This is a genomic window from Chromobacterium haemolyticum DSM 19808 (genome assembly GCF_000711885.1).
Lineage (GTDB): Bacteria > Pseudomonadota > Gammaproteobacteria > Burkholderiales > Chromobacteriaceae > Chromobacterium > Chromobacterium haemolyticum.
Window position 1 is genome coordinate 105042 of the sequence record NZ_JONK01000016.1, and the last position, 10265, is coordinate 115306.

The window sequence follows — 10265 nt, forward strand, 5'->3', positions numbered from 1 at the left end:
GTCAACACGACAGGGAGGGTTCCGAATGCTTTCACGGCAGAATGCCGGCGGCCATCCAGTGATACACGCGTTGAGCATCGGCCAATAACCACGGCCAGCCAAATCGGCACAGTCCGCAACGCCAAGCCAGCCTCCAAGACGGAGCACAAGCAGCCCAGGCCCGGCCGGTCCGCCAAATTCAGAGTTAGCAAACTTGAGATTACCGTTTGTCGATTTGCCAAGTAAGAAAGACGCGGTTGGTCTTTCTGTGATGTCCATCAAGGACACATGCGCGGCAGCCCGTCATGATGATGGCTCCGCCTCAACACGGCAACGTCATTGAGCTGTCTTGGACAGCCCGCTCTTTGGTAACGGCCTTGCGGCAGTAGTAGTGGTAGTGAAGCCAGCAAGGGGAAAGCGCACAGTATTTCTCCGTATGTTGTCTGAGAGGGCGTCCCGCCATGGTGACGCCCTCTTTCGTTGCGCCGCCCACAAATAACGCGCAGCGATAAACACATCAGAAAACAATCGTTCGGCTGTAACGGCAATGTCGGTTAACATGCTGTTCCAATTGAATTTAACGCCGCTCGCGCCGGGTTTGCCCAGCAAGAGCGAGCGGCGAAGCGCCAAACCGGTTAAAATCGGCCCCAATACTTTTCGAGCTTCTACTTCATAAATTAGCGAGCAGCAAACCTTATGTCCTCTCCCAACCTGACCTCCGAAAAGGTCCTGTCCGTCCATCACTGGAACGACACCCTGTTCAGCTTCACCTGCACCCGCGACGCCGGCCTGCGCTTCATCAACGGCCAGTTCGTGATGATAGGTCTGGAAGTCAACGGCAAGCCGCTGATGCGCGCCTACTCCATCGTTAGCTCCAACTACGAAGAGCACATGGAGTTCTACAGCATCAAGGTTCAGGACGGTCCGCTGACCTCCCGCCTGCAGCACCTGAAGGTGGGCGACACCGTGATGATCAGCAAGAAGCCCACCGGCACCCTGGTGCAGGACAATCTGCTGCCCGGCAAGAACCTCTACCTGCTGTCCACCGGCACCGGCCTCGCCCCCTTCATGTCCATCATCAAAGATCCGGACGTGTACGAGCGTTACGACAAGGTGATTTTGACCCACGGCGTGCGCTGGGTCAGCGAGCTGGGCTACCACGACTACATCACCAAAGAACTGCCGGAAAACGAATTCTTCGGCGAGATGGTGCGCGAAAAACTGATCTACTACCCGACCGTGACCCGCGAGCCGTTCCGCAATCAGGGCCGGCTGACCGATCTGATCACCAGCGGCAAACTGTGCGCCGACATCGGCCTGCCGCAAATGAACCCGGAACACGACCGCGCGCTGATCTGCGGCAGCCCGTCCATGCTGCACGACCTGTGCGAGATCCTGAACGGCATGGGCTTCAAGGAATCGCCGCGCATGGGCGAACCGGCCGACTACGCGATCGAACGCGCCTTTGTCGAAAAATAAGCCGTCGCCTGGCTTCCGCCGCAACAAAAACGCCATCCTTCACGGATGGCGTTTTTCCATTCCAACGGCTGACGCGCGGTCTCACCGCGCCCGCTGGGCAGAGAGCGAACGCTTATTTCAGCACGCTCTCCAGCGCTTTCAGACACAAGGCCACGTTCTCGCGGCGCGCGCCGTAACCCATCAGGCCGATGCGCCAGGCCTTGCCGGCCAAATCGCCCAGCCCGCCGCCTATCTCCAAGTTGTACTCCTGCAACAGACGATTGCGCGTGGCGGCATCGTCTATGCCCTCGGGAATATAGACGGCGTTCAACTGCGGCAGCCGCGCGGCGGCGTCCACCACAAACTTCAGCCCCAGCTTTTCCAGGCCGTCGCGCAGAATCAGATGCATGTCGCGATGGCGCTGCCAGGCCGTCTCCAGTCCCTCGACGGCTAGCTGACGCAACGACTCATGCAGCGCGTACAAAGCGTTCACCGGCGCGGTGTGATGGTAGCTGCGCTTGCCGCCGCCCCAATAGGCCATCACCAGAGTCTGATCAAGAAACCAACTGGGCACCAGACTTTGCCGCGCCTGCAACTTATCCACCGCAGCCGGTGAGAACGACAACGGCGACAGGCCGGGCACGCAGGACAGACACTTCTGGCTGCCGGAATACACCGCGTCCACACCCCATTCGTCCACCCGCAGCTCCACCCCGCCCAGCGAAGTCACTGCGTCGACGATGCTCAGGCAGCCGTGACGTTTGGCCAGCGCGCACAGCGTCTTGGCGTCGGACAGCGCGCCAGTGGAGGTTTCGGCGTGGACAAAAGCCAGGAAACGCGCGTCCGGATTGGCTTTCAGCGCGCTCTCCACCGCGTCCGGGTCCACCGGCTGACCCCATGGGCTATCCACCAACACCGGCACCGCGCCCAGCCGCACCACATTCTGGCGCATGCGCTCGCCGAACACGCCGTTGCGGCAGACGATGACTTTCTCCCCCGGCTCAACCAGGTTGACGAAGCAGGCCTCCATGCCGGCGGAGCCTGGCGCCGACAGCGCCACCGTCATCGGGTTTGTAGTTTGGAACGCGTATTGCAGCAGGCTTTTCACCTCGTCCATCATGCCGACGAACAACGGGTCCAGGTGGCCGACAGTGGGACGGGCCTGAGCGGCCAGCACTTCCGGATAAACGTCGGACGGGCCCGGTCCCATCAGAATGCGGCGCGGCGGCAGGAAGGCGGAAACTTGCGGGGCGGCTAACATGGAAGCTCCTTATGCGCAAAATGAACGAAAGCGGTTTCAACGCCGAAGCATGCGGCCGGCATCGAACCACTCGAGTGTAACAGCATACGGTCGCCGGGCTCGCCTGTCCTAGCGGCGGCGGTCGCGCGCCAAGAACCTGTTCAAAGTCTGCTGCGCTTCAGCGACACCCCGCTGAACCCCTCTTCGAAATACTCATCTTCCCTATGTACATTCCGCTTTCTCAGCGGTTTTCGCCTTGTCTCGCTCTCGCTCGCGCGACGTTGAACAGGCTCTTAAGAAGCCATTCAAAAAGAAAAAGGAGGCCGAGGCCTCCTTTGAGTCTTGGCCTCCCTGAGGGGCCTATTTTTTTAGCGAGCCAGACGCGGGGTCCGGTTTATTTGGCAGCCGATGCAGCGGCCTTTTTGGCCTTGCCGGCGTGCTTCTTGTGTTGAGCGGGCTTTTTCTCCGCTTTCTTGGCCGGAGCGGAGGCTTCGGCTTTAGCGGCCTGGGCTTTTTGCGCCGGAGCGGAAGCTACCTTTTTAGCGTGCTTGGCGTGCGGCTTTTTAGCGGCGTGCTTCTTGGCCGGAGCGGAAGCTTCAGCCTTGGCGGCCTGGGCTTTCTGAGCGACGGCGGAAGCGGCCTTCTTCGCATGCGGCTTCTTAGCGGCGTGCTTGGCCTTGGCCGGAGCGGAAGCTTCAGCCTTGGCGGCTTGGGCTTTCTGAGCGGCGGCGGAGGCGGGCTTCTTCGCATGCGGCTTCTTAGCGGCGTGCTTCTTGGCCGGAGCGGAGGCTTCAGCCTTGGCGGCCTGGGCTTTTTGCGCCGGAGCGGAAGCGGCTACCTTTTCGCCTTTCTTGGCGTGGTGGATCTTGGCCGGGTGCTTTTCAGCTTTCTTGGCGGCCGGAGCCATTTTGGCTACCGGAGCGGAAGCGGTCGGCTTGGCGGTTTCGGCGGCGAAACCAGCAGCGGAGCTCAGGCCGAAAGCGGCGGTCAGGGCAAGCAGAGTCAGTTTGTTCATGATGCATCTCCAGTTTCAGGCTTGGGAACCTTGGGCTCCCGTTCACCGATCACATCGCGCCGGATTCGGCGCTTCCTTGAGACGTATCCTAGCCCTGCCCCCGCCCCGGGTCTGTTAGTCGCTTGTAAGCCCGTGTAACGTCAAGTACGGCATGCTCTCACCGCTTCCTCTTCGCGGTCGTCACCTGATACACCCCGCCAAACAAGGTGCGCTTGCTCCAGTCGAAACCATCAGCCTCTTGCGCGTAGTCGCGGATCTCATGATTCCACAACGCCTCGGCGAACGGCTCCAGCACGCGGTTCACCCATTTGAGCAGCCAGCCTATCGGCTGCCACGGCTTGGGCCTATGGTAATCGACGAAGACCGCGCGGCCGCCGGGCGGCACTTGCGACAGCATATTGTCGACGATGGCGCGCTTCAGATGATCCGGCACCTCGTGCAGCAGGAAGAAGCTGCAAATCAAGTTGAAATCGTCGGATTCCAGCCGGTAATTGCCGGCGTTGGCGCGCACCACCGCGGCTTGAGGACGATCTCGCAGCTTGCGCTCGGCGTGTTCTATCTGCACCGGGGTGATGTCGGTAAGCACAAAGCGCCCGTCCCGGCCCGCCCGGTCCGCGGCCCGCTGCACCAGGTCGCCGTAGACATGAGCCACCTGCCACACCTTGTCGCCGGGCCGGATCTGCTCCAGATAGGCGCGCATCAGTCTTTGATCGTTGAAGAACAGCAACACGCGCACAACCAGGTTGCGATCCAGCCAGCCGGCCTTGCGCGGGTTGACGTAAGCCCAGTCGTATACCTGGGTCATATATTCCGGCACGCCCTCGTAATACGGGTCTACCGGCAGCTTGGGGTGGTTTTGGGTCATCGCGCAGCCATCTGAAAGCAAGAAAGCTCCAGACTAGCAAAACCGGCCGGCGATATTTTTGAGGCAAGCCAAGAAAGCTGGCGGATAGGCCGGCTGCCGCCGGCCTTTAGAATGGCGGAGACGCTCAATCCGCCAGCGTCAGCACCACCGGAGTATGGTCCGACGGCCGCTCCCACTTACGCGGCGCCTTGTCGATCACGCAGTCCAGCGCCCGCGGCTTCAACGCGTCGCTGACCAGGATATGGTCGATGCGCACGCCCTTGTTGCGGCGGAACATCATCGCGCGGTAATCCCACCAGCTGTATTGCTTCTCCTCCTGATTGAACAGTCGGAAGCTGTCGCTCAGGCCCAACGCGATCAGACTGCGGAAGGATTCTCGCTCCGGCGTGCTGCACAGCACTTGCTCGTGCCAGCTTTCCGGGTCGTACACATCGCGGTCTTCCGGAGCGATATTGTAGTCGCCCAACAGCAGCAGCTGCGGGTGGCGCTGCAACTCGGCGGCGACATAGCGCTCCAGATTGGCCAGCCATTCCAGCTTGTACGGATACTTGGGCGAATCCACCGCCTCGCCGTTGACGAAATAGCCGCAGATCACCCGAATGCCGTTCACCGTGGCGGCAATCACTCGGCGCTGCTCGTCACCGTAATCCGGGATGCCGCACACCACGTCCTCCAGCTCCAGCGGCGCACGGGCCAGAATGGCCACGCCGTTGTAGGTTTTCTGGCCGAACCAGGCGGCGCGATAGCCGGCCGCTTCGATCTCGGCCAGCGGAAACACATCCTGATCCATTTTCAGTTCTTGCAGGCAGAGCACATCCACCGGGCTGTCGGACAGCCATTGGATCACCTGCGGCAGGCGGACCTTGAGGGAATTGACGTTCCAGGTGGCAAAACGCATCGGCGGGCTCTCCAAATGTTTTTCATGCAAAGGCCGACACCATAACCGCAGCGCGCGGCACTGCCAAGCTTTGGGCGGCGACAGTCGTTGACGTCGATTATTTAATGGTTGATTAAACAAAAGTGTTTAAAAAAATAAACAACAGCCGGACGACGGTAATTTGCCAAGGCCCGGAATGCCGGCCTATGATCGAAAGCGTCGTTGTAACCGGAGCAAGTTCTTGACTATCAAGCACAAGCAGCACGACGCGCAACAAGCATTATGCCCGACGCGCAATCCCAACCGTCCTCGTCTGGCGCCGTTGACGCCGCCCTTCTCGATGCGAACTCCCACCTTCCAGCGCCGCCACATCTTGCAGCCGCTGACGCCGTCCGCCAAACCAGAGCGAGATAGCTGAATCTTTTAGCCGCGCGATCCGCGGCAAAAAAAAGGCGCCTCCGTCTACACGGAGGCGCGCAATAGACACTATATCAATCTACCCTGATATGCGTCTGGCTCGCTTGCTGCTCTGGAGATAACCCACTGAGCAAAAAATTAGAGCCGCGACGCTTCACAAGAGTTCCGGCAAAGACCGGAATATTTTTCCCCCGGCATAAAACGACCGTTTCAAACCGTCTCCACCATGCCGGAATGGCGCAGCAAGGCGTCGATCTGCGGATCGCGGCCACGGAAAGCGCGGAAGGACTCCAGCGCCGGACGGCTGCCGCCCACCGCCAGAATCTCGTCCCAGAAGCGCTTGCCGGTGTCCGGATTGGCGCCGCCTGCCTCCTCGAAAGCCGCATAGGCGTCCGCGGACAGCACTTCCGCCCATTTGTAGCTGTAATAGCCGGCCGAATAGCCGCCGGCGAAGATGTGGCTGAAGCTATTGGGGAAGCGGTTATAGGCCGGCGGGAAGTTCACCGCCACCTCGCGGCGCACCTCGTCCAGCAAGGCCAGCCAGTCGCCCTTGTCGGCGTCGAATACGCTGTACAGCTGCAGGTCGAACAGCGCGAACTCCAGCTGGCGCACCGTAGCCATGCCGCTCTGGAAGTTCTTTGCCGCCAGCATCTTGTCGAACAGCTCGCGCGGTAAAGTCGCCCCGCTGTCCACATGGCTAGTCATACCCTGCACCACGTCCCATTCCCAGGCGAAGTTTTCCAGGAACTGGCTGGGCAACTCCACCGCGTCCCACTCCACGCCGTTGATGCCCGCCACGCCCAGTTCATCGACGCGGGTCAGCATATGGTGCAGACCGTGGCCGAACTCGTGGAACAAGGTGATCACTTCGTCGTGGGTGAACAGCGCCGGCTTGTCGCCCACCGGACGGGTAAAGTTGCAGGTCAGATAGGCGATAGGCGTCTGCACCTGGCCGCTCTTGCTTCGGCGGCCGCGCGCGTCGTCCATCCAGGCGCCGGAACGCTTGCCGTCGCGGGCGTACAAATCGAAATAGAAGCTGCCGATCAGTTGGCCGTCTTTGTGGATGTCGAAGAAGCGCACGTCCGGATGCCAGACCGGCGCGCTGCTTGGACGCACTTCCACGCCAAACAGCGTGGACACCACGCCGAACAGGCCGGGCAGCACCTTGCTTTCCGGGAAGTATTGCTTCACTTCTTGCTCGGAGAAGGCGTAACGCGCCACGCGCAGCTTTTCCGCGGCGTAGGCCAGATCCCAGGCTTCCAGCTTGGCCAGGCCCAGTTCGGCGGCGGCGAAGGCTTCCAGTTCCTGGCGGTCCTTGACCGCGAACGGCTTGGCGCGCGCGGCCAGATCGCGCAGGAAGGCGATCACCTGTTCCGGGCTTTCCGCCATCTTGGTGAACAAGGACAGTTCGGCGAAGTTGGCGAAGCCCAGCAGCTGGGCTTCCTCGCGCGCCAGTTGCAGCTTTTCGCGGATGATGGGGCTGTTGTCGCGTTCGGCCGGGCCGAACTCCGAGGCGCGCTGCACATTGGCCTGATACAGCTTTTCGCGCAGCGCGCGGTTGTCCGCGTACTGCAACACCGGGAAATAGAACGGGAACTGCAGGGTGATCTTGTAGCCGCTCTTATCATCGCCGGCCGCGGCGGCGGCGAACAGTTCCAGCGAATCCTCGGGCACGCCGGACAGCTCGGCCTTGTCCTCGATGTACAGGCTGAAGGCGTCGGTGGCGTCCAGCACGTTCTGCTCGAACTTGGCGGACAGCTCGGCCAGCCGCGTCTGAATGGCGGCAAAACGCTCTTTCTCCGCCTGCGGCAGTTCCGCGCCGGACAGGCGGAAATCACGCAGATCGTTGGAAACGATTTTCTTGCGCGCCGCGCTGTAGCCGTCATGCTCGGGACTGGCCGCCAGCGCCTTGAAGCGAGCGTACAAATCCAGGTTCTGGCCCATCTCGGTCCAGAACTCGGAAATGCGAGGAATATTGGCGTTGTAAGCCTCGCGCAGCTCCGGCGTGTTCACCACCGCGTTCAGATGGCCCACCACGCCCCAGGCGCGGCTGAGATGCTCGGTGGCGTCGGTCAGCGGATCGACGAAGCTTTCCCAGCAGGGCGCGCCCTGCTCCGCGGTCAGCCGCGCCACCGCGGCGCGCGCGGCGGACAGCAATTCGTCGATGGCGGGGGAAATGTGCTCCGGTTTGATCTCCGCGAAACGGGTCAGTCCGGAAAAGTCCAGCAAGGGGTTCTGGCTCATATTGGCATCCTGTGGGGGTATGATGGGAACTTTACCCGATTTCAGATGAGGACAGACCGATGAAAAGCAATATCCGCCCTTATGACGGGCATCAGCCGCAAATCCACGACAGCTGCTACATCGACCCGGCGGCGGTGGTCATCGGCGAAGTCTCGTTGGCGGAAGGCGCGTCGGTCTGGCCCTGTGCCGTGATCCGCGGCGACGTCAACGCCATCAGCATAGGCGAGAACTCCAACATCCAGGACTTCGCCATGCTGCACGTCAGCCACAGAAGCGCCGCGGACCCGGCCGGCGCGCCGCTGGTGATAGGCCGCAACGTCACCATCGGCCACCACGTCACCCTGCACGGCTGCACCATAGGCGACGAAGTGTTGGTCGGCATCGGCAGCATCGTGCTGGACCGCGCGGTGATCGAACCGCGGGTGCTGATCGGCGCCGGCAGCCTGGTGCCGCCGGGCAAGCGGCTGGAGTCCGGCTATCTTTATCTGGGCAACCCGGTCAAACAGGCGCGGCCGCTGACCGAAAAAGAACTGGCCTACTTCCAATACTCCGCCGAACACTACCTGCGCGTGGCGGCCAAGCACAAACCCAATCTGGAGGACTGAAGATGCAAGAGGGCGCGGAAGAACTGGAATACGTCGGCTTCTGGCTGCGGGTGCTGGCCAGCCTGGTCGACACCCTGCTGCTCTGCCTGGCACTGGCGCCGGCGATCTGGCTGCTGGCCGGCGTCAGCGGCGAAACCAACCGCGTGGCGGAAAGCGGCGACGGTTGGATGATGCAGGCCGCCATGATGCAAGGCCGCTTTGAATTGAGCCCGCTGGCCAGCCTGATGATCAACTGGGTGCTGCCCGCGGCGGCGGTGCTGGCCTTCTGGTGGTTCAAGAGCAGCACGCCGGGCAAGATGCTGCTGGGCGCTCGTATCGTGGATGCCAAAACCGGCGCGCCGATGACGCCGGGACAGGCGGCGCTGCGTTATCTAGGCTACTTCGTATCCTGCTTCCCTTTCTTGCTGGGCCTGATCTGGGTGGGCCTGGACGCCCGCAAGCAGGGCTGGCACGACAAGATCGCCGGCACCGTGGTGGTGCGGGCCAAGCGCCTGGGCAAACAGCCTGTGCGCTTTGAGCAACAAGCCTGACTTTCCCTCGCGCCGCCAGCCCTGGCGGCGCGCTTTTCTTCCCCTTCCTTCCCTAGCCCCGCGCGCAAGCCCCACCCCCACTTTATTTCCAACTGCCATTAAGTACGGCTGAAAATAAAATCAAAGGTTATATAACTACAGGGCAGCAGCGGTTACCTCCGCGGCTAGCACATCGCCATTGGGCCTGGACGTCCCACCAGACGCTCCAACTTCTCATCTGATGTTATTGATCTCAAGGAGTCCAAACATGACTATCGATCGCGATCAAAAATCCGGCCTGTTCATCGTCAGCTACAACGTCAACAAACCCGGCCAGGCGGGCGGCCTGAACCTGCGGCTGGACCTGACCGTATACACCCCGTCGCGCCACATCACCGGCCGCGCCACCATCACCCACGCCACGCTGCAGCCGCTGGTGTTCGAGCATCCGATCCAAGGGCGCTACGAAGAGCAGGGCCGCGACATCGAACTGCACCTGATAGGCGCGCCGCGCATGCACGATCAGCACGCGCAAAACCAGGCCCACGCCGCCGGCCACGCGCTGCTGGAACAGTTCTTCTTCGACGGTCAACTGAAAGACGGCTGGCAAGCCGGCAACAACTCCAAGGCGCGCTATGCCTTCTTCCAAAATCAGCAATGGCATGAGCAGCTGGGTCAGGAAGTGCGTCTGGCGGATGAAATCAACAACGCGATCAAAGCGCTGAACCTGCGCTAAGAACCTGTTTACGATCTTTTTGTGAGCGATAATGGGCTGGTGAAGAGAAAATCCTACCCAAGCGACATTAGTCGAGAAAAGTTTGCCCAGATAGAGCCGCTACTACGTGGCGTACGGCGTAACACCAAACCGGTACAGCTGGATCTGTATGAAGTGTTCTGCGCAGTGCTCTATGTTCTACGCACAGGTTGTCAGTGGCGCTATCTACCGCCTGACTTTCCCAAGTGGCAGAACGTCTATGCGTATTGGCGCAAATGGACCGAACCTGACTTGCACGGCGTAAGCGTGTTGGAGCTGGCATTAAAAAAATCAGGTTGGCG

At 61.2% G+C, this 10265-nt stretch carries 11 protein-coding genes; 6 read left to right on the top strand and 5 right to left on the bottom strand.

The genetic code is table 11. The features are described 5' to 3' along the window. The first annotated feature begins 675 nt into the window (after positions 1-675). Positions 676-1458, top strand: coding sequence for a ferredoxin--NADP reductase (locus tag BR71_RS11380; RefSeq protein ID WP_019104206.1), 783 nt, complete (start codon positions 676-678; stop codon positions 1456-1458). 112 nt (positions 1459-1570) lie between these two features. Here the strand turns inward: BR71_RS11380 and BR71_RS11385 are convergent, their stop codons facing one another. The 4 genes from BR71_RS11385 to xth all read right to left on the bottom strand — a co-directional run bounded on the left by BR71_RS11385 (position 1571) and on the right by xth (position 5455). Then, positions 1571-2698, bottom strand: a complete 1128-nt coding sequence (locus tag BR71_RS11385) for a pyridoxal-phosphate-dependent aminotransferase family protein (protein ID WP_043637127.1) — start codon at positions 2696-2698, stop codon at positions 1571-1573. Between the two features lie 373 nt (positions 2699-3071). Then, complete coding sequence (locus BR71_RS24805; protein ID WP_081862625.1) at positions 3072-3692, bottom strand: hypothetical protein; 621 nt, start codon at positions 3690-3692, stop codon at positions 3072-3074. Positions 3693-3849: 157 nt separating this feature from the next. Next, entirely contained in the window at positions 3850-4557 is a 708-nt protein-coding gene (gene rquA, locus BR71_RS11395) for a rhodoquinone biosynthesis methyltransferase RquA (protein WP_043637131.1), read from the bottom strand. Positions 4558-4681: 124 nt separating this feature from the next. Then, positions 4682-5455 (bottom strand): exodeoxyribonuclease III, encoded by a 774-nt coding sequence (gene xth / locus BR71_RS11400; RefSeq protein WP_043637134.1) that lies wholly within the window; start codon positions 5453-5455, stop codon positions 4682-4684. Between the two features lie 220 nt (positions 5456-5675). On the opposite strand from xth, the gene BR71_RS24150 reads away from it, so the two are divergent. Then, positions 5676-5852: a hypothetical protein gene (locus BR71_RS24150; RefSeq protein WP_156038958.1), complete on the top strand. Its 177-nt coding sequence runs from the start codon at positions 5676-5678 to the stop codon at positions 5850-5852. Between the two features lie 209 nt (positions 5853-6061). On the opposite strand, the gene BR71_RS11405 is transcribed toward BR71_RS24150, so the two are convergent. Further along, a complete protein-coding gene (locus tag BR71_RS11405; protein ID WP_043637137.1) occupies positions 6062-8095 on the bottom strand; it encodes a M3 family metallopeptidase in 2034 nt (677 codons plus the stop codon). A gap of 59 nt (positions 8096-8154) precedes the next feature. Between BR71_RS11405 and BR71_RS11410 the strand changes: the two genes are divergently transcribed. From BR71_RS11410 to BR71_RS23550, 4 genes are all read left to right on the top strand, one after another. Then, positions 8155-8700, top strand: a complete 546-nt coding sequence (locus BR71_RS11410) for a gamma carbonic anhydrase family protein (protein ID WP_019104212.1) — start codon at positions 8155-8157, stop codon at positions 8698-8700. Positions 8701-8702: 2 nt separating this feature from the next. Beyond that, positions 8703-9230 (top strand): RDD family protein, encoded by a 528-nt coding sequence (locus BR71_RS11415; RefSeq protein ID WP_043637139.1) that lies wholly within the window; start codon positions 8703-8705, stop codon positions 9228-9230. A gap of 247 nt (positions 9231-9477) precedes the next feature. After that, complete coding sequence (locus BR71_RS11420) at positions 9478-9945, top strand: DUF1842 domain-containing protein (protein WP_043637141.1); 468 nt, start codon at positions 9478-9480, stop codon at positions 9943-9945. A gap of 36 nt (positions 9946-9981) precedes the next feature. Then, a partial coding sequence (locus BR71_RS23550) for a transposase (protein WP_244269617.1) occupies positions 9982-10265 on the top strand: 284 nt, incomplete at its 3' end.

Excerpts from the sequence above, each read along its gene's own strand:
- rquA (WP_043637131.1), bottom strand. The coding sequence starts at position 4,557 with ATGACCCAAAACCACCCCAAGCTGCCGGTAGACCCGTATTACGAGGGC.
- BR71_RS11405 (WP_043637137.1), bottom strand. The coding sequence starts at position 8,095 with ATGAGCCAGAACCCCTTGCTGGACTTTTCCGGACTGACCCGTTTCGCG.
- BR71_RS11415 (WP_043637139.1), top strand. The coding sequence starts at position 8,703 with ATGCAAGAGGGCGCGGAAGAACTGGAATACGTCGGCTTCTGGCTGCGG.
- BR71_RS11410 (WP_019104212.1), top strand. The coding sequence starts at position 8,155 with ATGAAAAGCAATATCCGCCCTTATGACGGGCATCAGCCGCAAATCCAC.
- BR71_RS24805 (WP_081862625.1), bottom strand. The coding sequence starts at position 3,692 with ATGAACAAACTGACTCTGCTTGCCCTGACCGCCGCTTTCGGCCTGAGC.
- xth (WP_043637134.1), bottom strand. The coding sequence starts at position 5,455 with ATGCGTTTTGCCACCTGGAACGTCAATTCCCTCAAGGTCCGCCTGCCG.
- BR71_RS11420 (WP_043637141.1), top strand. The coding sequence starts at position 9,478 with ATGACTATCGATCGCGATCAAAAATCCGGCCTGTTCATCGTCAGCTAC.
- BR71_RS11385 (WP_043637127.1), bottom strand. The coding sequence starts at position 2,698 with ATGTTAGCCGCCCCGCAAGTTTCCGCCTTCCTGCCGCCGCGCCGCATT.
- BR71_RS11380 (WP_019104206.1), top strand. The coding sequence starts at position 676 with ATGTCCTCTCCCAACCTGACCTCCGAAAAGGTCCTGTCCGTCCATCAC.